This window comes from Halobaculum marinum (assembly GCF_029338555.1).
GTDB lineage: Archaea > Halobacteriota > Halobacteria > Halobacteriales > Haloferacaceae > Halobaculum > Halobaculum marinum.
On sequence record NZ_CP119989.1, the window covers coordinates 1,951,193 to 1,975,919 of the forward strand.

Below are 24,727 nucleotides of genomic sequence, written 5' to 3' on the forward strand. Positions count from 1 at the left end.
CCCGTCGTGCATCGCCTCAGCCGCGCTACACGCGAGCGGTGGCGACGAGCGACCCGGGTTCGACCACGTCCGCCTCGACGCGGACCTCTCGGAACCCGGCGCGGTCGAGGGCGTCGGCGAGTTCCGCCGGGTCGAACGTCCGGATCGGTTCGCGCTCGCGCGCGACGGCGCCCTCGTTCGTCCGGTTGTCGGTGACCCGGTAGTCGGCGACTCTGACGAGGTCGCCGGTGGCGTCGCCGGCGTCGACCACGTCGACGGCGCGCTCGGCGACGTACCGGTCGTCGCGGAACACCGACGGGGAGTCCTCGGCCAGCGCCCGGCGGTCGGCCACCGCGTCGACGACGAGCGTGCCGCCGTCGTGGAGGTGGCGCCGCAGCGTCGCGAATCCCCGGTCGAGCGCCTCGCCGTGGAGATTCGCCGTGAGGTAGTCCAGCGAGACGGCGGCGTCGAAGCGCCGCTGCAGGTCGAGCGTCGGGTCCGACACGTCGCCCTCCACCAGCGAGACGCCCTCGCTGGCGGCCACGTGGCTGCCGGCGATAGAGAGCAACTCGGCAGACGCGTCGAGGCCGACGACGGCCCCGTGGCGGTCGGCGAGCGCGGGGAGGTGCCGGCCGACGCCACAGCCAGCGTCCAACACCACCCGCGCGCTCCGCGGCACTCGTTCGGTGACCGCCAACACCTGTGCGTCGTAGCGCGCCTCCGCGGTGACGAGCAGTCGCTCGTAGATGGGTGCGAGCGTGGTGTACAGCGAGTGGTCTCCCCCAGGCTCCGAGAGGACGGCGTTACACGCGTCCGCGAAGGTTGGCATCGTCCGGGCTTGGAGGGCCCTGGGTATAGCCGTGGTGGGGACCCTCACGTAGGCCGTCAGGTCAGGGTCGCCGACACTACTCCTCGTCGTCGAAGCGCGCGCGGACGCTCTCGGCGTGCGCCTCCAACCCCTCGGCCTCCGCGAGCGTCGTCACCGTGTCCGCGAGGTCGCGAAGGCCGGTCGCCGAGAGCCGCTGGACGGTCGACGAGCGCAGGAACGTCTCCGTCGACAGGCCGCCGAACGCCTTGGCGCCGCCGTTCGTCGGGAGCACGTGGTTCGTCCCCGAGGCGTAGTCGCCGGCGGCGACGGGGGTGTAGCGCCCGAGGAACGCCGAGCCGACGTTGGTGATCCGGTCGAGCAGTTCCTCGTCGTCGGTCGCTTGGATCGAGAGGTGCTCGGCGGCGTACTCCTCGGCGAACAGCACCGCCTCCGGCATCGACCGCGCGACGAGGACGCCCGAGGCGTCGTTGTCGAGGGCGGCCTCGATGGTCTCGCTCCGCTCGCGTTCGGGCGCTCTGTCGTCGAGTTCCTCGCAGACCGCCTCGGCGAGCGACGCGGAGTCGGTCACCGCGACGACGGATGCGTTCGGGTCGTGTTCCGCCTGCGCGAGCAGGTCGGCGGCGACCGCCGTCGGGTCGGCGGTGTCGTCCGCGAGGACGAGCACCTCGGAGGGGCCCGCGAGGAAGTCGATCTCAACGTCGCCGCGGACCTCGGCTTTCGCCGCAGTGACCCACTTGTTGCCCGGGCCGACGACCTTGCGGACGCGCGTCACCGTCTCGGTGCCGTACGCCAGCGCCGCGACGCCCTGTGCGCCACCGACGGAGTAGACGGCGTCGGCGCCGGCCTCGTGGATCGCCGCGAGCGTCGCGGGGTTGAGTTCGTCCGCCGGCGGCGTCACGACGGCGACGTGCTCGACGCCAGCGACCTTCGCCGGCACGACGCCCATGATGGCAGAGGAGGGGTAGGCGGCGGTGCCGCCGGGGACGTACACGCCGACGCGGTCGAGGGGGCGGAAGCGCTTGCCCAACTCGCGACCGTCGCCGAACTCGCGGGTCCAGTCCTCAGGTAGTTGCGCCTCGTGGAACGCCTCGACGTTCGCAATCGACTCGCGAATCGCCGCGAGCACGTCGTCGTCGACGGCGTCGACGGCCCGTTCCGCCTCATCGGTGATGTCGATGTTCGCCACCTCGACGCCGTCGAACTCGCGGGAGAACTCCCGGATCGCGGCGTCGCCCTCGTCGCGGACGCGCTCGACGATGTCGCGCACGTCGCCTCGCACCGCGTCGACGCCGGCGTCGCGCTCGAAGAACGCCCGCCGCTCGTCTGGCGAGAGGTCGGCGACCTGTCTCGGCTCCATGTGCGTCGCGACGAGCGCCGGGGGTAAACCGTTCCCGGAACGCGTATGCCAGTCGCGCCGAGTCGGCGAGACGTGACCGACGACGCTCGCGGCGCCTCCACGTCCATCGACCGACACGAACGGGACCCCCGCCGAGAGTACGACGACGTCATCGTGAACAGCGTCGACACCGAACGGCCAGCCGAGGAACTCCGCACCCTCCGCGCAGAGAACGAGGCGATCCGCGAGGGGTGGGTCGCCGCGGGCGTCGTCCTCGACCCCAGCGACCGAGTGCTCGTCGTCGACCTGACCGACCGCGGGTGGGCATTGCCGGGCGGGACCGCGCTCCCGGACGAACCCTTAGCGGCGACGGTCGAGCGCGAGGTGCGAGAGGAGACCGGCGTCGACGCCGACGCAGTTCGTCCCCACGCCATCCACGACGAGACGATCCGGGTGGCCAGCGAATCCGCCGCGACCGCCGGCGACGAGGTCCCGCCGACCCCGTTCCGCGTCGTCCATTTCGAACTGCGTGCGAGCACGGCGAGCGTCCCCGAGGACCTCGCCGCCCTCGGCGACGACGACGAGACGGTCCGCGCGGTCGAGTGGCGCGAGGACCTCCCCGCGGACATCTACGGCGGTGACTGGACGGAGCGCGTGTACGAGCGTGTCCTGTCCTGACTCGGAGACTCAGGCGCCCAACTCGCGGTCGTCGGCGCCAGTTGTCGTCTCCGCTGGGTCGTCGGCGTCGTCGTCGACGCTCCGCCAGTAGAACCGCGGGCCGAGAACGAGGTATCCGAGCGCGAGGAACAGCAGCGCGAACGCGAACGACTCGCCGGCCATCCCGGTGAGCAGGATGGCGAGCGCTTGCACGACGCCCATCACGAGCGCGTCCTGCGGGTGGAGGTCGGGGTAGCGGATCGGCGTCACCATCAGCGGTGCCGACACTGCCGCGAGGCCGAGCACGACCGCCGGACTCCCCAGTCCGGCCAGCACCGACGCCGCGAGGATGGTCGCCGCGAGCGTCGTCTGCACGCCGTGAGTGGTCTTGGCGCCGGAGTCCTCGACGGTGTAGACGGCGAGGCGGATCACGGCGAACGCGACGTACGCCGCGGGGACGAGCAAGCCGGCGGTGTACACGATCGGCGCCGCGTCGAACGGGTACGCGTCGGTCACGGTCGCGGCGACGAGGAGGGCGGGCGCGACGCCAAAGGAGGCCACGTCGGCCAGCGAGTCGAGGTGCGGCCCGACCGCGGTACCGCCGTAGCGGCGCGCGAGCACGCCGTCGAGGCCGTCGGCCACCGCCCCCAACAGGACGAGTCGGGCGGCGAGGCCAGGGTCGACGAACACGAGCGCGGCGGCGAGCGTCCCGAGCGCGGCGTTGCCCGCGGTGACCGCGTCCGCGAGGCCGAGCCGGGAGAGGAACCGCGGCCGGTCGGTCATACCCGGGCCGACGCCACCGTGTGCCGTATCGTTTTCCATCCGGTTCGACGCGCGGACCACGCCGACTAAATCGCTCCACCCCCTGCGTTCGGGTATGAACCGACGCCGCTTCCTCGCGACCGTCGGCGCCGGCGCGGCGACGGCGCTTGCGGGCTGTTCCGCTGTCCTCCCCGGTGCCGCCGCGGACGACTACGACGTCGGCATGACCGCCGAGGCGTTCACGCCGTTCGAGATTACGGTGTCCGTCGGCGACACGGTCGTCTGGGAGAACACCTCTACTCGCGCGCACTCGGTGACCGCCTACGAGGAGCAGATTCCCGCCGACGCCGACTTCTTCGCCACCGGCGGCTACGACTCTGAGGCCGCCGCACGCGAGGCGTGGGACGGTAGTGAGGGCGCCATCACGTCGGGCGAGCGCTACGAACACACCTTCGAGGTGCCCGGCGACTACACCTACTTCTGCATCCCCCACGAGCAGGCCGGGATGGTCGGCGTCGTGCGCGTCGAGGAGTAGATGGCCGGCTTGTGAGTGGCCTGCCTGAGCGACGAAGCTACTTGCTACGCTCGAAGTACCCAGACGCTACAACGACGTTTCTGACCATCATAGAGAACACGAGGAACGGTACTACGGCCAGTAACAACCCACGGGACACCGATCCCGTCGATTCTACTGCCCACACCCCTAGTGCAGCGAGAGACGTGACCGCCGCGCCAGCGAAGATCAGTTGAATGAACGTGGTGGTCAAGGTGCTCGACGACCGGCCTTGTCTCCCAACTCGGCCCGCGTGCTCGAACTCGTCGGCCTCGGTGAATTGGATCCTGGAGAAGACGTCGCTGTGAGCCTTCAACAACCCAGGGTAGTGTCTGTCAACCTCGTACTCGATTTGGCGGCGCCGGTTCCAAGCCGCGTTCCGCGCTCCCATGAACGAGTCTGTCCACACCCATAGGACGTAGAACGAGAGCGACCCGAACGCGGCGACTGCGGAGAGGGCGAGCAACTGTCCAGTACGGTGGAGTGTCAGCCCCGTGTTGAGCAGAACTCCCGAGAAGATGAGTGAGAGGTAAAACCCCGTGTGAACCATCCTATCGCGATACCGTGCGTCCTCGCCTGCGGACTCGTGATCTCGGAGTAGTAGTTCCAGTTCGGTTCCCTCCAGATCTTCCGCATCGAGACGGCCGTCGGCTGGGAGATCTCCGTACGTCGATTCGTCACTTGTTGAGTCGGTTGATGCCATCGTTTCTGTCGTACCGTCTCTTCGGGTGGGTCCAGTTACTTACCAGTGACGACACGCTCAACTGCATCTTCCAACGGCACGTCGAGCAGGTTCGACCCCACCAAGTACAGCATCATCGCCGTCTTCGGCGTGAGGCTGTACTCGCTCACTGCATCGTCGAGTTGTGATTCGATAACCACGGGAAGAGAGCCGTTCGATTCCGCCCTGGAGAGGACTTGTTCGACGACGCGCCCATCCAAGGGTACCCAAACCAACTCCGCGAACTCGTCGGCGTCAGGCGCTCCTCTCCACCGTCGCGACACTGTTTCACGATCCAATTCGGTCGTGAGCACAGAGAACAGGGCGGGATTTGCGTCGGTCTCGTCACCGAGTTCCTCGAAGATGCCGAGGCACCTGACAGCTACGTCCTGTGCCTCGACGCCGAGTTCCTCTTCGGTCTCTCGCAACAGCAGTTCCGGCGCTAGCGGTCCGGTCCGTCCAACTGGCAGGTCCTCGGTCGTCATGTACCCACTCCCGGGAACCGAGAACTGCGGATACCCACCACGCCACGTCTTCGGCCGCAGACCGAGGAGGAGGTAGTCGTCTGTCACCAACGCGTTGTACGTGGAGAGGACGTGTATATCGGAGCGTATCCGATCGACTCGCTCGTCTCGGTCGGGGTGGCTCTGGTGTTCTCTCGAATGGAGGACGTCCTGTCGCGCCAAGTAGTCCTCGAACGGGATCGGTGAGACGAGTAACTCCGACCCTCGAACGGCCTCCAAGTTGACCGCTGTCTCCGAAGGACTCTCAGCAGAGCGGTCTTCGAGTGCCGATGACAACAACTCTCTTGTGTCGCGTTCCCACGCTTCAGTCGCCAGCTCTGTCCAGCGAACGCTGATCTCAGATGGCGCTACGCCGTCTGGGGAGAAGTCACACCACACACGTATCCTTGGCATCGGTGCTGTCCGAGGATCCATTCCCGGATCTGGGATTTAACTCCTCTTACACGTCAGCACCGACCACAGCGGCACTGCTGTCCGCACGTGTTCTTTTAAAAAGGGCTAGGTAGTCTCTGCGAGTTACTCCTCGACGGCGACGTCGTCGTCGTCCACGTCGACCGCGGCCTCCTCCTCGGCGGCGATCTCTTCGGGACGCGCCTCGAGCTGGAGCTTCTTGATCTCGACGCGGCGCAGCGGGTACACCGTCTTCGCCTCTCCGTAGATCGCCGACGAGAGGCGCCCCTCGACGACGGAGTCGATGAGCTCCGAGAACGAGTGGTCCTCGGCGGCCTGCTCGACCAGGTCGATCATGATCTGGCGGATGGCCTGCTCTTGCGAGCGGTCGGCCTTCTTCGTCGTGAACGCGACCGGGCTGACGCGGACGCGGTAGTCGTCGGTCGTGCGCACGGTGATGTGCAGGTCGACCTTCGAGGCGCCGCGACGCACCATCGAGCGGAGGTAGTCGCGCGTCAGCTCGTGGCCGACGAACTCCGTGTAGGCGGCGTCGGAGCCGACGTCCGTGATCTTGAACTTCAGCTTCGTGTTGTCCTGTCCCTGGTCACCGGTGATCTCGCCGAGCGTCGTGTCGACCGTACGGCCGACGACCTGCTCGGGCTCCTCGGCCATCGTCTCGCCGAGCTCCGCGCGGTCGAACTGCTCGGGCGCGAGGACGGTGTACCAGCGCTTCCCCTGTCGTTGTCGTGAAACCGATCGTTCACTCATGTGTCGTGTGTGTCGTTGTCTGCGTCTGCGGTGTCGCGGCGGGCGCTCGCGCGCTCGTCGCGACCGTCGCGGATCCCGTCCGCGTCGTTCGGCTCGGTCGCGTCCGTCGCGACCGCCGTGTCGTCCGTCTCCCGGCCCGTCGCGGCCACGTCGTCGGCCACGGCGAGGTTCACGAGGTAGTCGTCCACCGACGCGAGGAAGCCGCCGGTCGTCTCCCGCGTGATGCGGGTGCGGACCGTCGTCCCTTCGCTGGTCGTCTCGATGTCTGCGGTGTTGTCCGGCGCCAGCGCCGCCGCGACCGTCCGGGCCGCCGCGGCGTCGGCGTGCGTCGTCTCCACGACGGCGGTGCGGGCGCACTCGTCGGCCGCGGGGTCGACCCCGGTCATCGCAGGGCCTCCCTGAAGCCGCCGATGAACGCCTGCACGTCGCCGCCGGTGAAGCGTGCGTCGCCCGCGCGAGCGTCGCCGACCACGTCGGCGCCGTCAGCGTCGTCGTCGCCGTCGGAGTCGGTCGCCGCTACCCCCGCCCTGAGGGCGGCGGTCGCGTCAGTCGACCCGTCGCCGGCGGCGGCTGCTGCGTCGTCGGAGACGACGAGTGCCAGCGGTTCCGGCGAGGCGAAGTCGCGCACCAGTCGTGCGGCAGCCGGCAGCGTCGACGCGTCGGACGGATCCGTCTCCACGCGGGCGACGAACACGCCGTCGTACCGACCCGTCGTCGGGTCGGCGAGCGCGTCGTGGACGCGGGCGGCGTGGTCGCGCCAGGTGTCTACCGCGGCGTCTGCCGCGTCGGCGCCCAGCGCCAGCGCCACCCCGAGTCCGGGGCGTTCGCGTGCGAGCGCGTCGAACACGTCCGCGGCGCCTTCGAGCGTCGCGAACGGTCCGGTCGGCGTCTCGTGCGGGTGCAGTGCGCGCGTCGTCGCGGCGACCGCCTGTTCTGGCGCACCGTCGGTCGCGTCGAGCGCGACCGCGGACGCCAGTCGGCGGTGGTCGTCGTCCGCGGGGTCGGTGCCGACCCCGAGGTCGTCGAGCAGGCCGCGGGCCGATTCGGCGTCGCCGGAGTACGGCGTCCGCACCAGCGTCGTGTGGGCGAGCGCGTCCGCGAGGTCCGCCGTCGGCGCAGCCACGCCGGGGCGTCGTCGGACGACGCCGCGCCGTTCTGCCTCCTCCAGCAGACTACCGCTGCCGCCGTCGCCGGGCATGGTGCCCGCGGCGACGACGCCGGTGAGTCCGACCAGCGGGTCGGGTTCGACGCCGAGCCTGTCGACGACCGCGCTCGCGACAGCCGACACGGGTCGGTCCCCGGTCGGCACCGCCGTCGCGTTCGGCGCCGTCCAGCCCAGCGCCAGCGCGGTGCCGTCGCCGTCTGGGACGATCGCGTCCCGGGTAGTGCGCACCTGAAACGCCGTGGCGCGGTCGTCGAGCGCGCGTGCGAGCACGCCGGCGGCCGCGAGTGTGTCGCCCGTCGGGCGAGCGTACACGCGGACGAAGTCCGCCCCCGACAGCGCCGCGGCTACCCGTTCGGGGTCGGCCTCGGTCGGTGGGTCGGCGGCGGTTGACATCGAGTGGATCCTCGTGAGTGGGTGAGCGGCTTACGCGTCGTCCTCGAGGAGGTCGACGGCCGTCTCGTACGTGTACCGGAAGTCCTCATCGAGGGCGCCGCCGCGGTAGTAGTCCACGAGACGGCGGATCTTCGACTCGGTGTTCTGGAGCGCGCGCTTGTTCTGCGCGTCCTGCTGGTTCTCCGCCATGTGCTCGCGCAGGCGAACCGCGCGGGACATGAGGTTCCGCAGGTCTTCGGGCAGGTTAGAGCCGGCGTCGTGCTCGTCGAGGATCTCGGTGACCTTCTTGCCCGTGGCGTTCTTCACGTTCGGGACCGGCGTGCCCTTCACGCCCTCGTCGCGCAGTTTCAGGCCGATGACGCTGGGGTCGTGGCCCTGTTCGGCGAGTTCGACGACGCGCGCTTCGACGTCGTCGGCGTCGACGTCGCTCCACTCCGGGGGTTCGTCTGCCGCGGGGTTGTCCGAACCGGACGACCCACGTCGGCGGGTGTGCATTCGTGCCATTGTCTGAGTTGGAACGTCGGCCGCAGAAGCGAGCCACCGCCGGCTGTCGCCCCCGAACGCGCCACCTGGCGCAGTCGGGCAGTCGGCGGGGGCACATCCGCAATCCCAAGCCCACGAGGGGCGAGTCAGAGTTGCGGCCGTGCTGTTCCCAACCGTGTGAACTCAGTCGCGCTCCTAAGGGTTTTCCATCCGGTCGCTACCGTGTGTCGTCGTGCCGTACTGACCTGCAGTCGTAGCCCTTAAGTACAGAACGGCGATACTCAGTAGTGCAGGCGGGCTCGTAGATCAGTGGTAGATCGTTCCCTTGGCAGGGGAAAGGCCGCGGGTTCAAATCCCGCCGAGTCCACTCCAGTTTCTCACTCCCCTACGGTCACGTCAGACCGGTGTCTCCACCTTTCGTGTCTCAGCTCCAGCTCCCCGGCAGGCAGTGGACGTTGTGGCGGAGGAGTTCGAGCGCCGGTTCGATGGCCGCGAACTCGCCGCCGCGAGCGACCGTCTCGGTGGCCGGGTCCCAGTCGACGTACCCCACGTACGCCAGTTTCGGCAGGTGTACGTGGTGGAGCCTGATGCGCTCACGCTCCGGGATGTCGTCTCCCTTCGTCAGCGTCGTGCAGTCGACGCGTTCCCCGTAGTCGACGCGCGTGAGTCTGTCGAGTATCCGCCGGCGCATCGGGTGGGCCAACTGCGCGAACAGTTCGTCTTGTGGGTAGGTGTCCGTCCACTCGTGACCCCCGCCGACATGATTGGTACTGATCCCCATAGTCGGTCCGACGGGTGGCGCGAGCATATGGATTGACGCTAAGCTTCTAGCTCTTCGAAGAACCACACGACCAGTTTCGCCTCCGCCCGCCGGAGGTGTCGCAACCACGTCGACGAGGCGATCCCCATCGAGTCGGCGAGATCTTCGGCGCTGCTCGTCCGCGGCCACTCGAAGTAGCCCGCGAGGTACGCCGCGCGGAGGGTCTCCCGCTGGCGTTCGGTGAGCGCGTCCGCCAGCGAGTCGCGGTACTGCCGCGTCGTGACGATCGGTCGGTCGAGCGTCCGTTTCGCGACGACCGTCGTGTCGGGGTACGCCGCTCGGAGTCCGTTGATCAGCCGCTGGAACTCCGCGTCGGCACCGATCTCAGCGACGACGGTGACGACGCCGTCCTCGGCGACCATCGACCGCGCGTTGGCACCGGCCTCGAACAGCGTCCGCACCGGCGAGGTGGTCACGTCGAGTTCCACGAGGACGGCGTCGTCCTCCTCGAACACGATCCGACAGTCGTCGACCGACGGCGACGAGTCGACGGCGACGGCCACCTCCGCGCCGGTCGCACCGGTGACGGTGAGGTAGTGGAGCAGTCGCCCGTCGGAGGTGGGGACGACCCCTTCGAACTCACAGCGGCAGTCGAGACCGTCTGACAGTGCGCCGAAGAGCGCCTCTCCCTCGATCCGAACGGTCACCTCGACCACCGCGTCAGCGGTGAGCGACCGCTGGTACCGCGCACGGCGTGCGCGCTCGCGTTCGAGTTCGCTCCGGACCTCCCGGCGTTCGGTGACGTCGCGCAGCACCGAGAGGTGGAGTCCGGGGAGGATGTCCGGCGTCGCCGCGAACTCGAGCAGCCGCCGTTCTCCGTCCGGGCGGACCAACGGGAACAGTCCGCGGTCGAGGTCAGACTGCTGGAAGTCCTGCCAGGCGCTCGCGACGTCGTACCCCTCTTCGGCGTAGTCCGTCGCGCGCGTACCGAGCAGTTCCTCCCGGGGCAGGCCGAACAGGTCGCAGGCGGCGGGGTTCACGTCGACGTACCGCCCCTCGTCGTCGGCGATCAGGATGGCGTCGAACGCCCGCTCGAAGACCGCGCGGTACTTTCGCTCGCTCGCGACCACCGCCTCGTACTCGGGTGCGTCGTCCAGAGCGACATCACTGTCTCGCTGGGTGGGTTCGGCGGCGTCGACCGGGAGCCACCACACCCGACCGCGTGCGCCGACCTTCTTCGTCTCCAGGTCGCCGTCGGCGGCGAGTCGCTGGAGCTTCTTGTACGCCGTCGTCCGCGCACAGTCCAGTTCGGTCGCCACCTCCGTCGAGGTGAGCGGCTCGCCCGGTGCCGCCCGCTCGAACACCGCGCGAACCGCCGCGCTCGGGACCGCCCCCGATCCCTCGTCTCCCATGCAGTGTCGGACGTGAGGGGACGAAATATCGTTGACGGTACCCCTCCCCCGCGGAATCGCTGCGTTCGCGTTCCTCGGGCGTGTTCGTTCCTCCTACGGCCCGTTAGCGGCCGGAGGTGTCCACCCATCGCGCGGAGTTCGACGCCGACAATACGACGGCAGTGTGATATGTTATTCTCACGTGTGATTACTTGAACGATATTGTTATTATGTATGTCCTACGTAGCGTGCCACTACAGGACTACCGGGGGGCCGACCCTTCGGGGGGGACTGTGGAAACCGAACAAAATGGACTTCAACGCACTCTTCGACGACGACCGCGCCGTCAGCCCCGTGATCGGTGTGATCCTCATGGTCGCGATCACAGTGATCCTCGCGGCGGTGATCGGCTCGTTCGTCCTCGGCCTGGGGAACAGCGTCCAACAGACGGCACCGAACACGAACTTCCAGTTCGACTACAACGGCAGCAGTGGAGTTGCAGCTGTCCACACTGGTGGTGATTCGATCTCGGCGAGTCAACTCAACGTTACGACGAGCCTCGACTCGACCACGAGTTGGTCCGGTGTGAGTGAAGTGACAGCAGGGACGAACTCCTCGTACATCAAGCACGCCACGGACGACACGGTCCGCGTCATCTGGACCTCCGAGAACGGCGACACGTCGCAGACGCTCGCCGACGAGAAGACCCCGTAACCTCGCGGACGCGACTCACCAACCGACGTTTCCGATTTTTGTCACCCGCCGAGCGGTCGCGCCGTGTTGTTCGTTCGACACTACGCTTCAGTCCTGATAGCCTGAAACGAACGTTTATACACCGGCTTCACGTTGTGCGCACGATGCCTTCAGGGGGGACGCGAGACAGACGGGCGCAGGGTGACGTGATCGGGATCGTCCTGTTGCTCGCGATCACCGTCGTCGGCGCGACGACCGTCGTCGCGCTCGGCGGCGACGCCATCGACGGAGTCCAGTCGTCGGCGACCACCGGCGCCGCCGAGCAGTCGATGACCCAGTTCGACTCCAAGGCCAGCCTCGTCGCCCACGGCGAGAGCGACACCCAACGCGTCCGCCTCGCGGGCGCCGCGAACGCCCAACGGGCCGTCGAACCCGACGCCGGGTGGTTGAACATCACCGTCCGGAACGCGACGACCGGGGCGGTCAAGGAGCGACTCGGCAACGTCACGCTCGGTGCGGTCGTCTACCGCGACGACGACGCGGAGGTCGCCTACCAGGGCGGCGGCGTCTGGCGACGCACCCCGGGCGGGAGTTCGATGGTGTCGCCGCCGGAGTTCCACTACCGCGGGACGACGCTCACGCTGCCGCTGGTTCGCGTCGCCGGCGACGAGCGACTCGACGACGAGGTAGTGGTCCGACGCGGCGACACGTCGACGGCAGTGTACCCGAACGCGAGCGCGGGGTACGCGAACCCGCTCGACAAGGGGAAAGTCGTGATCACCGTCGGCAGCGCGTACTACGATGCGTGGGGCCGCTTCTTCGAACAGCGGACCAGTGGGCAGGTGACGGTCGACGACGCGAACGAGACCGTGACCATCGAGTTGGTCGTCCCCTTCGACACAGAGTTCGACAACGCCGTCGCCTCGACCGCGCCCGGCGGTATCGACGCGAACCCCGGTCCACCTCCGAACCCGTACCGCGTCGGCGTCTTCCAACCGTCTGCCGACGAGTTGATCGAGTCCCGGGTGGACGAGTGCCGAACCGACGCCGGCGCCTGCAACGAGTCGGCGCCGCCGGGAACGCTCGTGGGGCCCGAGACGTACTTCGTCGACGGCGACTACGCCGGCGATCTCGACGTGAACACGACCGACGGGAACGTGAGCCTCGTCGTCGCCAACGACTTCGAACCGGAGAGCGTCACCGTCTCTGGCGACGGCACGTTCACCGTGTACGTCCGCAACGACGTCGAGGTCGACGGCGGCGACTCCATCAACGACGGCGGGGACGCCGAGGCCGTTCGCGTCGTCGTCCACTCCGACGGCGACGTGGACTTCAACGGAAAGTACCGGTTCATCGGCTTCCTGTACGCGCCTGGCTCCGACATCGACCTCAACGGCGGCGGTGGCAAGAACCACAAGAACGTCGAGGGCGGGATCATCGGCGAGACCATCGACGTGAACGGCAAGCCGAACAAGTTCGAGTACGACCCGACGGTCGCCGCCATCGACCTCGACGTGACCGCCAGCGCGGCCCCGCGGATCACCTTCCTCCACGTGTCCGTCACCGAAGTCGACGTCGACGAGGACTGAGCCGGGCTTGAGTGCTCCCCCGGCGGCGCCTCATCGCTCCAGTCGCACCGTGATTGCCGTCTGTTGGACGACGACGCTCTCGACGCCAGTGATCCGGTAGGTCACGTCGCCGTCGTCGGGGTTCGCGTCGATCGGCTCCATCCCCTGGGATTCGAAGTACTGCCCCCACGCGCCCGCCCACGGTGAGGTGACGGTGACGGTCACGTTGACGTCGGACACGTCGTCGGAGTGGAGGTCAGCGGCGACGCCGCGTCCGACGACATCCGTGCGTACCAACACGGTAGAACTGCCGCCGAGGGCGGTCCGGTCGTCCACTCGCTGTGCGATCACGAGGGGGATCATCGCGTGGTCGTCCCCGACCACCCACCCGGGACCGTCTCGCATCACGGACGCGCCGCGGTCGTCGCGCACGACCGCGCCGTACGTCGACGCGACGGTGGTGTCGTCACGCGAGTAGGTGATCGGCGTACTGGTCGCGTTCAGCGTGAAGTTCTCCCCCGTGCTCGCGTCGACCGCCTCGATGGACACCTCCGTCGACTCGTTCACCGCGAGCACGCCACCGTTGAGTTTGATCTCGGTCGCGCGACTCGGCGCACCGTCGCGAGCCATGTCGTCGACGTTGTCGTCGAGCACGTCGAACGCCCGCTCCATGTTCTCCAACTGCTCGTCCGTGCGGAGGTCTTGCAGTGCGGGGTACCCCATCGCGTACACCGTCCCCACCGTCAACACGATCAGCGAGAACACGAGCACGAAGCCGATCGCGTCGCTCTGTGCGCGGTTCACGCCGACTGCACCTCCAGTTGCCCACCGGTGTACACGATCTCCACGTCGCCGCCCGAGACGCTCGCAGGCGCCACGGTCGTGTTCGTCGCCGCGGCGACGGTGACGGTCACGTCCACGCTTGAGGCGGCCAACTCGATGGTCACCGGGTCACCCGGCGTAATCGTCACCGTGTAGCGCGTCCCCGAGACGGCGTCCGGATACGTCCCCCGAACCACGACCTCGTCGCCACCGGCGACGACGAGTCTGTCTGCGGCCATCAGCCGCGACGAGAGCTGCTGGCCGACGACTTCCAGCGCCTCCTGAGTGGTCGCTGTCCGCTGGCTGTCGACGGTACCGCCGGCGGCGATGAGGAGGCCGCTGATCAACAGCGCGGTGATGCCCAGCGTGAGGACGTACGAGAGTGCGGTGCTGGTGGCGCGGTCGCGGGCCGGACGCGTCCGGCACCCTCCCAGCCCGCTCGACGCCGCCGTTCCGGGCGGGCGGCGGTCAGTCATCGTGCTCACCCGGGGCGACCCGGACCGTCTCCCCGTACACCAACTCTGTTGTCTGATACCGGATCGGTATCTCGACAGCGTACACGGCGGGGACGTGGTACGGCGACCCACCGACCGGGTCGGGGTTGACGGTGGCGAGCACGAGTTCGTCCGCCCGGCTCTCGGCAGTCAGGTCGTACGTGCCGACGGCGTTCGTTCCGTTGTCGAAGCGGAGGTCGAACTCCCCCGACGTTCCGGCGGCCCAGTCGAGTCCCCTACACGGGTCCCCCGCGAGGGTGCCGCGGGTGAAGTCGACCGTCGCGGTCACGGCGTCGACCGAACAGACCTCGCTCGCACCCGCCGCCCCCGGCGGGCGTACCGCGACGGCGACGTGGTCGGTCGATGCGTTTCGGTAGAGGTACGCCCTCCAGCGCTCGGTCCCGTTGTCGACGACGACGGTGAACGCTCCCGACAGCGAGTCAGCCTCGGTCGTCGCGAGCGAGGCGCGGTCGACCGTCGCGACGAACGCCCGGACGCCCTCGGTGTCGCCGACGACGGTCCAGTCGCTGGTGCTCTGGTTCGATTCGAACGCACGGGTGTCGTCGGTGTGGCGAACGAGGGTACCATTGACGTACGTCGCGGCGTCGGTGTCGGCCCGGGCGCCGGCGGCACCTCGTGCTGCCGACCCGCGCAACAGGTCGTCGAACGTCGCCACGCCGTCGGAGACGTTCGCCGTCAGTTCGGACCGATCGTCGTACTCGGCAGCGTTCTCGCGCTCGACGATTCCACCGACGCCGTCGATGACCGAGGCGCGGTACCCCAGCGCATCGTGCTCGCCGACGCCGTTGTCGCGGGTGGCGAGGTTCTCGGTGTAGATGGCGGTGTTGGCGAGCAACACGAGCGCCACCAACACGACCGCGAGCGCGAGCCCAGTGACGAGGACGAGTTGTCCGCGGTCCACCCCTCGTCCGCCGTTCGAACCACTCGATTCGTCGTTCGGAGGTCGTCCGTCGCCGGCCGCGCCGCCGACGAGTCGTCTCAGATCCGCCATACGACGATGCGCACCTCCATAACACCGTACAGCGGTCCGTCGGGGTCGGCGTCCCCGGCGTAGAACTCGCGGTCGGGGTCCGACGCCACCGTCTCAAGCGTACGGCTTCCGCCGTCGACGCGGTCGTCGTCGTACAGGGTGGCCGTCCGACTGGCCGCGACGGCGTTGTCGCTCGGCGACCCCATGTAGACGACGCGGGTGCGTCCCTGCCCGCCGCTCACGGTCCGATAGCGGAGTTCCACGTTGTACGCCACCCGTTCGTCGCCGAACGTCCGATTCAACGTCTCGCCGAAGGCGGTCGCGCTGAACGCCGAGTTGGCGTTCTCGTACACGCCGCCTTCGCCGCTGTCGATGAACCGGTCGCCCGAGGAGTTCCAGTGGAGTATCGCCGGCGCGAGCGTTCCGTTGGCCTCTGCGGCGGCGAGGACGCCCTCCGCGACGGCCCCTTGTTGGTTCTCGATGTGTTGGTTGGACGTACTCGCCGTCAGGGGCGTGACCGCAGTCGCCTGGAGGGCGAACAGGACGCCGCTCAACAGGATGAGCGCCGCGGCGAACCCCTCCAGCGTGTGTGCTTGGGCGCGCACGGTCACCACACCCTCACGGTCACGAGGGCGTCGTCGCCGTCGATCAAGACTGCCCGGCGAGACACCGACACGTCGGCACTGTGCGGCGGGGTGGGACCCGCGGCGTGGAGCGTCCCCCCACCAGTCCGGTCGACGGTGACGTTGAGCGTCCGGGCGGGCGAGGCGACCCCCAAGGCGCCCTGCAGGTCGCTCGCGTCTGTGTCGAACCGGCAGTCTGCGTCGGCGCCGCCGGTGTCGAAGAAGTCCGCGGTGCACGTCGCGTTCAACACGGCGGGTCGCGCGGGGTCGTCGACGAGCAGGTCCCCGGTAAGCCGGTCGACCGCCCGGTCTGCGATGACCGTCGCGTCGGTCGCGTCGCTCGTGAACGGCGTCGTCAGCGACGGCGCGAACGCGAACACGAACGCGACGACCAGCAGGAACACGCTGATCCCGACCGCGTAGTCGATTGTCGTCTGCCCGCGGTCGGTGGTGGTCGTCGGCACCGTCGTGTCCGGCGCCGTCGTCGTGGTCCCCCCAGAGGACATCAGGCCACCACCACCCAGACGCCGAGCGCGACCGACAGCAAGATGACGACGAACTTCATCCCGCTGATGAGGTCGGCGCTGCGGATGTAGCCCGCGATGACTCCCGACAGCACCGCTTGGATCGTCACCGCGTGGAAGAACAGCACCGACAGGCGGTCGACGTTGACGCCGCCGGCGAACCCGCCGGAGCCGAGGCCGCCACCTCCACCCCCGCCGCCCGTGCTCCCGGCCTGCGCCGTGAGTCCGGCGAGCACGTCGAGGAAGCGCAGTTTTAGGATCGCCATCACGGCGAGCAGCGTGAGGTACGTCATCAAGATGATCGCCACCTGCATCCGCGAGCGCGACTTCCGCTCGCGGTCGATGTCGTCCTGGTTCTCCGACGCCTGCGCGGCGGTCGTCAGCACGTCCGTGATCTGACTCGACGCCTGCTGGGCCTCCGAGATGAGCTTCACCGTCCGCGCGAGTCGCGGGATGTGGTACTTGTTGTTGAACTCGACGAGCGCCTCCCGGAGGCTCATTCCGTAGTTCACCTTCGCGTACATCACGTCGAACTCCTCAGCGAGTTTCCCGGTGGAGGTGTCCGCCGTCGTTCGAATCGACTCCAGAAGCGTCTGGCCGGTGTCGTTCGCCGAGGAGAGCTTCCGGAGGTTGTCCGAGAGCTTGTTCGTGATGCCCGAGCGCCGGATCTGGTGCCACTCGTAGAAGAACACGAGCGGAATCAGCGTCACGTACGCCGGGATGTACACCCACACGAACGTCGCCCACACGGGCCGCTCGATGAACCCCTGGAACGACAGCGGCGCGTCGCCCGACGCGACCGCGAACCCGAGCAACACGAGCGTCGCGGGCAGCGTCAGCGCCAGCGTGAACAGCGGGTTGTCGCGGAAGAACACGTGCGGCGCCTGTAACAGCTCTCGCGTCTGGTAGTTCCCCTCGCGCGAACGGATGCGGTCGAACACCGAGAAGTCGCCCGTGAACACCTCGACGAGGCCGAGGTGGAGCAGGCCACTGCGCTGTTCCTCGACGAAGTGGTCGTCGACGCCGCCCGGTTCGAGGTAGCCGTCGCCGGGTTCGTCGCGTTTCACCGTCGAGACGAGCACGAGGAACCCGACGCCGATGAGCGGCGTGAGGAGGTAGACGGTCGCCGTCAGCAGGAAGTCCTGGCCCTGGCCGAGCATCGACATGATGACGAGGATGATGATGAGCAGGAGCGGGAACAGCGAGAGCGTCATGTACATCTCCCCGAACAGCTCCAGCGTCTCCAGCGTCAGCTCCTGCTGCTGTTTCGCGGTCCGCAGGTGTTTCTCCTTCTTGTCGTAGAGGAACCGCTCCATGTCGCCGCCGGAGTTGATGATCGACAGCATGTCCGTGAGGAACTGCGCGAGGTCCTCGCTGGGGGTCTCGATGGCCTGCTGGCGCACCGCGTTCCGGTAGTCGGTGCCGAAGTAGTTCGTCTCTTGGACGATGCTCTGGAACTCCTTGGCGACTTCGCCGTACGTGTCGTCAGCTTTCGCCATCGCTTCCAGAATCTCCAACTGGTTCAGCCCTCCCACCGAGAGGGCGTACATGAACGACACCGCGTCCGCCAGCAGCATATTGATCTCGCGTTTTCGCGCGTCGGCGCGCTGGTACGGAATCGCCAGCAGCGTGCCAAAGCCCATGCCGAAGCCGATGCTCCCGAAGACGACGCCGCCGACGATCACCGCCGCCGGCACCGTGAGCGACTCCAGGAACGCCGCCGTCTCGGCGGAGTCGACCGGGATGCCGAGTCCGACAGACTCCGCGGTGACGAGGCCGAGGGCGAACACGCCCCAGCCGACGAGCATCCCGAGGACCCACAGGACGGCGCCGACGAGGACGCCGACGCCCATCGCCCGCGAGACGTACAACTCGACTGGCTGGTTCATCCGCGCTGCCGTCAGTTTCTCGTCGACGCTGCCGACGAAGTCGCCGTCCTCGTCGAATACCCGCTGGAACAGCGGGTAGAACGCGTCCGCGAACCCCGCCGCGTCCCCGAAGCCACCGGAGTCGGTGTCGAGGCTCATCTACTCCTCCGGCTCCTCCGGGGACTCGACCTCGCCGAACCCCCAGTCTTCGATCTCCTCGTCCGTGTCTTTCGCCTCGCCGTCGGTGTCGTCACCGCCCGCCTCGTTGTCCTCCTCCTCGTCGGTGTCGAGCGGCTCCGCGTTCACCTCGTCATCTGGCGGGTCGTCGAACTGATCGATCGCGTCGAACGCGTCCTGTGACTCGCCGTCGGGTTCGTATTCTCCGGCGGTCATAGGCTCGTCGTCGCCGCCGGTAGCGTGCGACTCGTCGTCGTCGTTCGACACGTCGTGGGCCGGTCCGATGTCGAGCGGCTCTGGACCGATCCCGTCGAACGGCTCGCGGTGGGGCTCCTCGTCGACCAACTCCTCGCCGGCGCCGGGTTCGGCCGTCACGTCGACGTCGGGTTCGACGCTCCCGAGCGCCGCGGCCACGCTGTCGGAGCGTTCGCCGCGGTACTGTTCGAGGATCGACTCCGCCTCCTCGAGAATCCGTTTCGCCTCCTCGGCCTGCGCGTCGGAGGGGTCGGGGCGCGGCACCATCTCCTCTTTCTCCTGGTCGACGTCGATGAGCACCGACTCCATCTCGCGGAGGTCGTCGAGGCTCGCCTCCAGCCGCTCGTTGGCCATCAGCGAGAGGATCGTCTCGGGGTCGTTGATGAACGCCTGGAGCGTCGCCGCGACCTGCGTGTACGTGTTGAGCCCCCGGTCGATGAGGTACGCGATGACCGCGCGCCGCTTCAGCAGTTCCTCGTTCAGGGTGTCGATCCCCCAACCGCGGTCGAACATGATCTCCTCCAGCGTGTTGGAGTCGCCCATGTGGAGGAACTCGTCCGTCTCCGCCTGCCACTGGTACACGTCTTGGACGTTGATCTCGTCGTTCTCGGCGTCGTAGTGGTTGATCTCAGTGAGCGACTTGTTCCGGCGGACCTTGCTCCCTTGCACCCGCGTCTGCGTCTGGATGGACACCAGGTCCAGCGCCGTGAACATCGTCTTCGAGACGTTGATCGGCTCGGTCGTGAACCGCTTGAGCACCTCGCCGACGTTGTCCGCGTGGAACGTCGTGTACGTCGTGTGCCCCGTGGACATGACCTGGAAGAGGGTCCGTCCCTCCTCGCCACGGATCTCACCCATCACGATGTAGTCGGGGCGCTGGCGGAGTGCGGCCTCCAGCAGGTCGAACTCGTCGACGTCGCCGCCGTCGTCCTCGGCGAACGACGGGCGGGTGACGGAGGCGATCCAGTTGCGCTGGGGCAACTCGACCTCCCGCGTGTCCTCGATGGAGACGATCTTCGAGTTCGACGGGATGAACAGCGACACCGCGTTCAGGCTGGTAGTCTTCCCGGACGCCGTGCCGCCTGCGAAGATCAGCGACTTGTGGTTCTCGATACAGAGCCACAGGAACGCCATCTCGTCGAGCGAGAACGTCTTCCAGTTGATGAGGTCGATTGGCGTGAACGGGACGTCCTTGAACTGGCGGATGGTGTAGTTCGTCCCGTGGTCGGACACCTCCTTCCCGAGCGTCAACTGGGCACGCGACCCGTCCGGGAGCGTGGCGTCCACCTGCGGGCGACGCTTCGAGATGCCCTTCCCGGAGCGCTGGGCGAGTTTCACGACGAAGTCGTCGAGTTCCTGCTCGCCGTGGTAGACGTTTGAGATGATCTGCTCGTAGTCGGAGTGGTAGACGAAGACGGGGGAGTTGTAGCCGTCGACGGAGATGTCCTCCACGTTGATGTCGTGTTTGACGCCGTCGATGCGCTCGTAGCCGACGAAGTCGCGTTCGAGGTAGTACAGCGCCTTCATCACCGTGTACTCGGTGAGCGTGTCGGGGTCCTCCGCGAGCACCGCCGGCTCCGGGCGCGCCGCGATGCCCTCGATCTCACCGTCGGTGTCGCGCGGCGTCACGCCGAGCGCGCGGATCAGTCGTCCCGCGGCGCCCTCGTCGTCGACTTCGACGCCGAACAGGTCCGCGAGGCGGTCGCCCAGTCCCGGGCCCTCCTCGCGTTCGTACAGGTCGTAGCGTTCGAGGAGGTCGTACGTCTCCTCGCGGATCGTCTGTCGGCGGTGGTCGTCGTCAGCGGCGACCTCGCCCTCGTCGGCGTACTTGATCGCCGAACGGAGCTTCCCCTCCAGGAAGTCGACGAGGTCGTCTTCGATCTGGTTCTGGTACGGCTCGACGACGTAGTACTTCTTCTCGTTCTCCTTCGTCGAGTGGAAGACGATGACGAACGAGTACGGCTCGTTCACCCAGTAGCGTTCGATCTCTCGGAAGTGGCGCTTCTTCGGCATCGGCACCGCCTTCTCGAGGTCGTAGCGGTTCGCGACCGTCGTCACGCCGGTCGCGTCGCTGAAGAACGCGTCTTCGTCGACGTCGTCGGCGATGTCGACGGTGCGTTCGTCGACCACCTCGTCCAACTCCGGCGCGCGCTTCGCGAGGTGCCCGAGCGTCTCCTCGACGCGGTTCGGGTCGAAGCCGAGCGCCTCGGCTTTGTCCTCGTCGGTGAACTCCAGCGGTTCCCCCTCCTCGTCGACCGGCGGGTTCCCTTCCTCGTCGAGGAAGTACTCCTCGCGGTAGTCGTCCCAGGTGTAGATGTCCTTCCAGACGGGGGTCTCGTCGTACGCGAGGAGTGGGTGGCTGTCGCCGATGTCCTCACCGAGCGCGCCGGCCCAGCCGAACGTGGCCGGCACTTCGACGGGTTCCATGCCGAGATGATCGGCGACGAACTCGGTGACGCCGAGCGATTCGAGGTCCTCGGCGGTCGCCGCGCGGACTTCGATCCGGACGACCTCCTCGCCGTTCTCGTCCTCCTCGACCACCTCGGTCCGGAGGCGCTCGGCGAGGTCGTCCGCGACGGCCTCGCGACCGTGCTCGCGCAGGAAGTCGGGCCACGTGTACTCCCCGACGACAGCCGCATCCCCCGTCGCCGCATCCGGGCCGGGTGTGTCGTCGAACCCGGCGGTGGGCGGCGCGTCAGCGTCGTCGGTAGCCATTGGCTACTCTCAGTTCGGGGGCTACGTTAAATGCTTGCCCTCCATATCACCGCTGAGAAAACGTACTTGATGGCTGTTTGAACAGTCCTACCAGTCGAATCCGGATGCTCGTGTCGGCGTTTTGACCAGCTCGAAGCCGCGCTGAACTAACTCGCTCGGCAGACCGAACCTATCAGTTGTCGTCACCCACGTCGTCCTCGAATCGAACCCCCCACTGTCGGTCGTCACGGCTCGCTCGGGACGATGGCAGTCGTTGCAGGTCCACGAGCGGTCTACGCGGTCGACCGCACCTCAGCCACTCGGGGGTCGTGACAACGTCGAAAGTGTGGCTCCACCGGCGCCGTCTCTATCCGTTCGGCATCGGCGATCACATCCTCACCAGTTGCTACGGGCGTGACGGGATTCGAACCCGCGATCTAGCGGTTAGGAACCGCTCGCCGTATCCGCTTGGCCACACGCCCCCACCGAAGGGGTGTCCGGCGCGAGAACAAAAGCGGTCCGGGACGACCGTCGCTGCGGTCGCTCAGTTCTTCTCGGCGTCGGTCTCGACGGCCTCGTCGGTCGTGTCGGTCGTGTCGGTCGAGTCGGCGACGAACTCGTCGTCGTCCTCCTCCTCGCCGTCCTGCATCGCCTTCAGCTCGTCCTCGACCTCCTCGCGGCCCTTCTTGAACTCGCCCATAGCCTGGCCCGTGGAGCGAGCCAGCTTGGGGATCTTGTTCGCGCCGAACAGCAACACGAGCACGAGCAGGATGATGAGCATCTCGGGACCGCCCGGGATGGCACCGAACAGGGGTAGGGTGGTGAGCATCTCTACCTCCGGCTTACCCGGTGGCAATTATAGGCTTTTTGCTCCACGGGAGTTCGCGAGTAGGGCGGCTCACGCCGCCGATCCCGGGCGAAACGGCGTCCGTATCTCGCCCGATTGCGTGTCAGTCGCTCTCAACATGGCTTCGAGGTGCGTCGCGTTGCCGGGTGGGCGCCCTCGGGGGAGAGGGCTTTTTGCGACCGCCGACCGTCGCCCGAGCCATGAGCGACGACTCCGACACCTCGGTGAGGCAGTACGACCCCGACGCCGACCACGCGTTCCCAGACGAACGGGTCAACGAGGTGCTGGCGGCGATCGATGCCGACCCCGAGATCTACACGTACCTCCGCGCGCAGAACGTGAACGCCGTCACGCGCAAGGGGTACAACGACCACGGCGCCAAGCACATCGAGATCGTCCGCAACCGCGCGCTCCGCCTGTACGACCTGCTCAAGCGCGGCGGCGTCGAGTTCAACGGCGCGGGTGATCAGGGGCTACAGGAGGCCGACGAGGCGGTGATCGTCGCGCTCGCAGCGACGCTCCACGACATCGGTCACGTCGTCCACCGAGACGAGCATGCCTACTACTCGATCCCCCTCGCCGCCGACGTGCTCGACCGCTTCCTCCAGCAGTTCGACTACTACGGCGTCTCCGAGCGGGTGCGCGTCAAGGCGGAGGTGCTCCACGCGATCCTCTGTCACCACACGGAGGAGACGCCATTGACGCGCGAGGCGGGCGTCATCCGTGTCGCCGACGCGCTCGACATGGAGCGCGGGCGCTCGCGGATCCCCTACGAGAAGGGCGGTCGCGGCATCAACACGCTGTCCTCTCGGGCGATCAGCAACGTCGAACTCAAACCCGGCGACGCCGCCGACGGCCACGACGGCGACGCGGCGCCCGTCCTCGTCGAAATCGAGATGGTCAACGCCGCCGGCGTCTACCAGGTGGACAACCTGCTGAAGGCGAAACTGCGCGACTCGCTCATCGAGGATCTCGTGCGCATCGTCGCGATCAACACCAAAAGCGACGACCAACTCGTCGAACGGATCGAGTTGTAGCCGGCCGGGAGCGCATCGCTGACCGAGTACGTGCCGTGCTACTCGCCCCCGAAGCCGTCCGGGATGCGGGCGTTTATGCGCCCCCTGTGTGTTTCGATACGTAACTGTCGTGCAGGTGGGCAACTCGATCGGACTCCTCCGCGACCGAGAGTTCGCGGCGTTGGCCGGGACGGCGTTCGCGCGCAGTCAGGCGTACTCCACGCTGTTGATCGCGTTGGCGCTGTACGCCGAGGACTTCGGCACCACCGGCACGGTCGAGGGGCTGTTCGGGACGGCGTTCGCCGTCGTCCAACTGCTCATCGTCCTCCCGTTGGGCCGCAAAGTCGACACCAGCAACGCCAAGCACTGGCTGTTGCTGGGACTCGCAGTCAACGTCGTCGTGTTCTTCGGGTTCATGCTCGTCGACAGCGCGACGCACGTCATCCTCGTCCGGGTGCTCCAGGGCGTCGGCGCCTCCATCCTCTGGATCACAGGGTCGACCGTCGTGGGACACATCGCCCCCGACGACCAGAACGGGCGGTGGCTCGGCTCGTACAACCAGGTCGCAGCGTTCTCCAGCCTCGCGGGCGACGTAATCGGTGGCTACCTGCTGTTCTCGCGGGGGTACACGTTCACCTACGTCGTCCTCACGGGCGTCACCATCCTCGCGTTCGTCCTCGTGTTCGCGTACCTCCGTGACGACCCCGGCGGCGGCACCGAGAACGACGCGGGCGGCGGCGTGGCGACGCTGAAGGCGCTGCTGGACCTCCCGATGATCCGCGCGCTCGTCGTGTTCCGTCTCGCCTTCTCCGTCGGGAAGATGGCGGTGATCATCTTCCTCCCCATCCTCGCGCGCACCGAGTTCGGCACCACGGCGTTCGCCATCGGCTGGATCCTGGCGGGCGGGAAGCTGACGAAGTCGGTCACGCAGGGGTACGTCGGCGACCTCTCCGACCGCGTCGGCAACAAGGAGTACTTCGTCGTCGCCGGCGCGCTGTTGTACGGGCTCGGCACCGCGCTCATCCCGCTGAGCTACTACTTCGAGGGTACCCTCGACCCGGTCCGGTTCGTCGCCTTCGGCGGCGAGCAGGTGCTCGGCGGCGCGTTCTTCAGTCTGTTCGCGGCGTACATGGTGCTCGGCGTCGCCGACTCCATCCGCCTGCCGGCGTCGATGTCGCTGTTCGTCGAGGAGGGCGAGCGCTACGACTCGGTCGCGTCGGCGATGAGCCTCCGCTCCATCTCGTGGAAGGTCGGACAGGTCGCGGGGCCGGTCGGCATCGGCGCCATCAAGGAGTTCGTCTCGACGAGCGTCGCGTTCTACACCGCCGCGGGGTTCATCGTCGTCTCCTCAGGCGTGTTCTGGGTCGTATTCCGCCGCGCGTCGGCGCGGGAGGCGGCGCTCGCGGACGTGGACGCTGACGTGGCGGACGACTGAGGACCGGAA

Annotated in this window: 25 protein-coding genes and 2 tRNA genes; 7 read left to right on the forward strand and 20 right to left on the reverse strand. The window is 67.8% G+C overall.

Features of this window, described 5'->3' with window-relative positions:
- Positions 1-25: 25 nt before the first annotated feature.
- Positions 26-808, reverse strand: a complete 783-nt coding sequence (locus P0R32_RS10135; RefSeq protein ID WP_276236845.1) for a class I SAM-dependent DNA methyltransferase — start codon at positions 806-808, stop codon at positions 26-28.
- Between the two features lie 76 nt (positions 809-884).
- Positions 885-2,165, reverse strand: coding sequence for a histidinol dehydrogenase (gene hisD / locus P0R32_RS10140; protein ID WP_276236846.1), 1,281 nt, complete (start codon positions 2,163-2,165; stop codon positions 885-887).
- Between the two features lie 72 nt (positions 2,166-2,237).
- Here hisD and P0R32_RS10145 point away from each other — a divergent pair, with 72 nt between their 5' ends.
- Positions 2,238-2,822, forward strand: a complete 585-nt coding sequence (locus P0R32_RS10145) for an NUDIX domain-containing protein (protein WP_276236847.1) — start codon at positions 2,238-2,240, stop codon at positions 2,820-2,822.
- Between the two features lie 9 nt (positions 2,823-2,831).
- Here the strand turns inward: P0R32_RS10145 and P0R32_RS10150 are convergent, their stop codons facing one another.
- A complete protein-coding gene (locus P0R32_RS10150; protein WP_276236848.1) occupies positions 2,832-3,584 on the reverse strand; it encodes a protein sorting system archaetidylserine synthase in 753 nt (250 codons plus the stop codon).
- A gap of 94 nt (positions 3,585-3,678) precedes the next feature.
- Here P0R32_RS10150 and P0R32_RS10155 point away from each other — a divergent pair, with 94 nt between their 5' ends.
- Positions 3,679-4,098: a cupredoxin domain-containing protein gene (locus P0R32_RS10155; protein ID WP_276236849.1), complete on the forward strand. Its 420-nt coding sequence runs from the start codon at positions 3,679-3,681 to the stop codon at positions 4,096-4,098.
- 37 nt (positions 4,099-4,135) lie between these two features.
- Here the strand turns inward: P0R32_RS10155 and P0R32_RS10160 are convergent, their stop codons facing one another.
- The 6 genes from P0R32_RS10160 to P0R32_RS10185 form a co-directional block, all read right to left on the reverse strand.
- Complete coding sequence (locus P0R32_RS10160) at positions 4,136-4,819, reverse strand: hypothetical protein (RefSeq protein ID WP_276236850.1); 684 nt, start codon at positions 4,817-4,819, stop codon at positions 4,136-4,138.
- Positions 4,820-4,854: 35 nt separating this feature from the next.
- The gene (locus P0R32_RS10165) at positions 4,855-5,775 is read right to left on the reverse strand and encodes a hypothetical protein (RefSeq protein WP_276236851.1); all 921 of its coding nucleotides are present in this window, start codon (positions 5,773-5,775) and stop codon (positions 4,855-4,857) included.
- Positions 5,776-5,877: 102 nt separating this feature from the next.
- Positions 5,878-6,519: a 30S ribosomal protein S3ae gene (locus P0R32_RS10170; RefSeq protein ID WP_276236852.1), complete on the reverse strand. Its 642-nt coding sequence runs from the start codon at positions 6,517-6,519 to the stop codon at positions 5,878-5,880.
- The gene (locus P0R32_RS10175; protein WP_276236853.1) at positions 6,516-6,905 is read right to left on the reverse strand and encodes a KEOPS complex subunit Pcc1; all 390 of its coding nucleotides are present in this window, start codon (positions 6,903-6,905) and stop codon (positions 6,516-6,518) included. Before P0R32_RS10175 ends, P0R32_RS10170 begins: the two co-directional genes overlap by 4 nt.
- Entirely contained in the window at positions 6,902-8,077 is a 1,176-nt protein-coding gene (locus P0R32_RS10180; RefSeq protein WP_276236855.1) for an exonuclease RecJ, read from the reverse strand. Before P0R32_RS10180 ends, P0R32_RS10175 begins: the two co-directional genes overlap by 4 nt.
- A gap of 30 nt (positions 8,078-8,107) precedes the next feature.
- Positions 8,108-8,581 carry a 30S ribosomal protein S15 gene (locus P0R32_RS10185; RefSeq protein ID WP_276236857.1) on the reverse strand — a complete coding sequence of 158 codons (474 nt, stop codon included), beginning with the start codon at positions 8,579-8,581 and terminating at the stop codon, positions 8,108-8,110.
- Positions 8,582-8,855: 274 nt separating this feature from the next.
- On the opposite strand from P0R32_RS10185, the gene P0R32_RS10190 reads away from it, so the two are divergent.
- Positions 8,856-8,927, forward strand: a tRNA-Ala gene (locus P0R32_RS10190).
- Between the two features lie 57 nt (positions 8,928-8,984).
- Here P0R32_RS10190 and P0R32_RS10195 read toward each other — a convergent pair.
- Together P0R32_RS10195 and P0R32_RS10200 are read right to left on the reverse strand one after the other, a co-directional pair.
- Complete coding sequence (locus P0R32_RS10195; protein ID WP_276236858.1) at positions 8,985-9,341, reverse strand: hypothetical protein; 357 nt, start codon at positions 9,339-9,341, stop codon at positions 8,985-8,987.
- A gap of 38 nt (positions 9,342-9,379) precedes the next feature.
- Positions 9,380-10,732: a bacterio-opsin activator domain-containing protein gene (locus P0R32_RS10200; RefSeq protein ID WP_276236859.1), complete on the reverse strand. Its 1,353-nt coding sequence runs from the start codon at positions 10,730-10,732 to the stop codon at positions 9,380-9,382.
- Between the two features lie 288 nt (positions 10,733-11,020).
- Between P0R32_RS10200 and P0R32_RS10205 the strand changes: the two genes are divergently transcribed.
- Positions 11,021-11,425 (forward strand): type IV pilin N-terminal domain-containing protein, encoded by a 405-nt coding sequence (locus tag P0R32_RS10205; protein ID WP_276236860.1) that lies wholly within the window; start codon positions 11,021-11,023, stop codon positions 11,423-11,425.
- A 143-nt stretch (positions 11,426-11,568) separates the two neighbouring features.
- Positions 11,569-12,993 carry a DUF7289 family protein gene (locus P0R32_RS10210; protein ID WP_276236861.1) on the forward strand — a complete coding sequence of 475 codons (1,425 nt, stop codon included), beginning with the start codon at positions 11,569-11,571 and terminating at the stop codon, positions 12,991-12,993.
- Between the two features lie 30 nt (positions 12,994-13,023).
- Here P0R32_RS10210 and P0R32_RS10215 read toward each other — a convergent pair whose 3' ends face one another.
- The 9 genes from P0R32_RS10215 to P0R32_RS10255 all read right to left on the reverse strand — a co-directional run bounded on the left by P0R32_RS10215 (position 13,024) and on the right by P0R32_RS10255 (position 22,249).
- Positions 13,024-13,776: a DUF7289 family protein gene (locus P0R32_RS10215; RefSeq protein ID WP_276236862.1), complete on the reverse strand. Its 753-nt coding sequence runs from the start codon at positions 13,774-13,776 to the stop codon at positions 13,024-13,026.
- The gene (locus P0R32_RS10220) at positions 13,773-14,270 is read right to left on the reverse strand and encodes a DUF7266 family protein (protein ID WP_276236863.1); all 498 of its coding nucleotides are present in this window, start codon (positions 14,268-14,270) and stop codon (positions 13,773-13,775) included. Before P0R32_RS10220 ends, P0R32_RS10215 begins: the two co-directional genes overlap by 4 nt.
- Complete coding sequence (locus P0R32_RS10225) at positions 14,263-15,210, reverse strand: DUF7261 family protein (protein WP_276236864.1); 948 nt, start codon at positions 15,208-15,210, stop codon at positions 14,263-14,265. The genes P0R32_RS10220 and P0R32_RS10225 overlap by 8 nt, the downstream gene beginning before the upstream one ends.
- A gap of 77 nt (positions 15,211-15,287) precedes the next feature.
- Positions 15,288-15,893, reverse strand: coding sequence for a DUF7288 family protein (locus P0R32_RS10230; protein ID WP_276236865.1), 606 nt, complete (start codon positions 15,891-15,893; stop codon positions 15,288-15,290).
- Positions 15,887-16,408 (reverse strand): DUF7287 family protein, encoded by a 522-nt coding sequence (locus tag P0R32_RS10235; protein WP_276236866.1) that lies wholly within the window; start codon positions 16,406-16,408, stop codon positions 15,887-15,889. The genes P0R32_RS10230 and P0R32_RS10235 overlap by 7 nt, the downstream gene beginning before the upstream one ends.
- The gene (locus P0R32_RS10240) at positions 16,408-18,453 is read right to left on the reverse strand and encodes a type II secretion system F family protein (protein ID WP_276236867.1); all 2,046 of its coding nucleotides are present in this window, start codon (positions 18,451-18,453) and stop codon (positions 16,408-16,410) included. The genes P0R32_RS10235 and P0R32_RS10240 overlap by 1 nt, the downstream gene beginning before the upstream one ends.
- Positions 18,454-21,441: an ATPase, T2SS/T4P/T4SS family gene (locus tag P0R32_RS10245; protein ID WP_276236868.1), complete on the reverse strand. Its 2,988-nt coding sequence runs from the start codon at positions 21,439-21,441 to the stop codon at positions 18,454-18,456.
- Between the two features lie 388 nt (positions 21,442-21,829).
- A tRNA-Arg gene (locus P0R32_RS10250) sits at positions 21,830-21,902 on the reverse strand.
- A gap of 62 nt (positions 21,903-21,964) precedes the next feature.
- On the reverse strand, positions 21,965-22,249 hold the full coding sequence (locus P0R32_RS10255) for a Sec-independent protein translocase subunit TatA/TatB (protein WP_276236869.1): 285 nt from the start codon (positions 22,247-22,249) through the stop codon (positions 21,965-21,967).
- Positions 22,250-22,467: 218 nt separating this feature from the next.
- On the opposite strand from P0R32_RS10255, the gene P0R32_RS10260 reads away from it, so the two are divergent.
- Together P0R32_RS10260 and P0R32_RS10265 are read left to right on the forward strand one after the other, a co-directional pair.
- A complete protein-coding gene (locus tag P0R32_RS10260) occupies positions 22,468-23,304 on the forward strand; it encodes an HD domain-containing protein (RefSeq protein ID WP_276236870.1) in 837 nt (278 codons plus the stop codon).
- 115 nt (positions 23,305-23,419) lie between these two features.
- The gene (locus P0R32_RS10265) at positions 23,420-24,718 is read left to right on the forward strand and encodes an MFS transporter (protein WP_276236871.1); all 1,299 of its coding nucleotides are present in this window, start codon (positions 23,420-23,422) and stop codon (positions 24,716-24,718) included.
- Positions 24,719-24,727 lie beyond the last annotated feature (9 nt).

Coding starts and splice junctions, on each gene's coding strand:
- P0R32_RS10135 (WP_276236845.1), bottom strand. CDS start 808: ATGCCAACCTTCGCGGACGCGTGTAACGCCGTCCTCTCGGAGCCTGGG.
- hisD (WP_276236846.1), bottom strand. CDS start 2,165: ATGGAGCCGAGACAGGTCGCCGACCTCTCGCCAGACGAGCGGCGGGCG.
- P0R32_RS10150 (WP_276236848.1), bottom strand. CDS start 3,584: ATGACCGACCGGCCGCGGTTCCTCTCCCGGCTCGGCCTCGCGGACGCG.
- P0R32_RS10155 (WP_276236849.1), top strand. CDS start 3,679: ATGAACCGACGCCGCTTCCTCGCGACCGTCGGCGCCGGCGCGGCGACG.
- P0R32_RS10160 (WP_276236850.1), bottom strand. CDS start 4,819: ATGGCATCAACCGACTCAACAAGTGACGAATCGACGTACGGAGATCTC.
- P0R32_RS10165 (WP_276236851.1), bottom strand. CDS start 5,775: ATGGATCCTCGGACAGCACCGATGCCAAGGATACGTGTGTGGTGTGAC.
- P0R32_RS10170 (WP_276236852.1), bottom strand. CDS start 6,519: ATGAGTGAACGATCGGTTTCACGACAACGACAGGGGAAGCGCTGGTAC.
- P0R32_RS10175 (WP_276236853.1), bottom strand. CDS start 6,905: ATGACCGGGGTCGACCCCGCGGCCGACGAGTGCGCCCGCACCGCCGTC.
- P0R32_RS10180 (WP_276236855.1), bottom strand. CDS start 8,077: ATGTCAACCGCCGCCGACCCACCGACCGAGGCCGACCCCGAACGGGTA.
- P0R32_RS10185 (WP_276236857.1), bottom strand. CDS start 8,581: ATGGCACGAATGCACACCCGCCGACGTGGGTCGTCCGGTTCGGACAAC.
- P0R32_RS10195 (WP_276236858.1), bottom strand. CDS start 9,341: ATGGGGATCAGTACCAATCATGTCGGCGGGGGTCACGAGTGGACGGAC.
- P0R32_RS10200 (WP_276236859.1), bottom strand. CDS start 10,732: ATGGGAGACGAGGGATCGGGGGCGGTCCCGAGCGCGGCGGTTCGCGCG.
- P0R32_RS10205 (WP_276236860.1), top strand. CDS start 11,021: ATGGACTTCAACGCACTCTTCGACGACGACCGCGCCGTCAGCCCCGTG.
- P0R32_RS10210 (WP_276236861.1), top strand. CDS start 11,569: ATGCCTTCAGGGGGGACGCGAGACAGACGGGCGCAGGGTGACGTGATC.
- P0R32_RS10220 (WP_276236863.1), bottom strand. CDS start 14,270: ATGACTGACCGCCGCCCGCCCGGAACGGCGGCGTCGAGCGGGCTGGGA.
- P0R32_RS10235 (WP_276236866.1), bottom strand. CDS start 16,408: ATGTCCTCTGGGGGGACCACGACGACGGCGCCGGACACGACGGTGCCG.
- P0R32_RS10240 (WP_276236867.1), bottom strand. CDS start 18,453: ATGAGCCTCGACACCGACTCCGGTGGCTTCGGGGACGCGGCGGGGTTC.
- P0R32_RS10245 (WP_276236868.1), bottom strand. CDS start 21,441: ATGGCTACCGACGACGCTGACGCGCCGCCCACCGCCGGGTTCGACGAC.
- P0R32_RS10255 (WP_276236869.1), bottom strand. CDS start 22,249: ATGCTCACCACCCTACCCCTGTTCGGTGCCATCCCGGGCGGTCCCGAG.
- P0R32_RS10260 (WP_276236870.1), top strand. CDS start 22,468: ATGAGCGACGACTCCGACACCTCGGTGAGGCAGTACGACCCCGACGCC.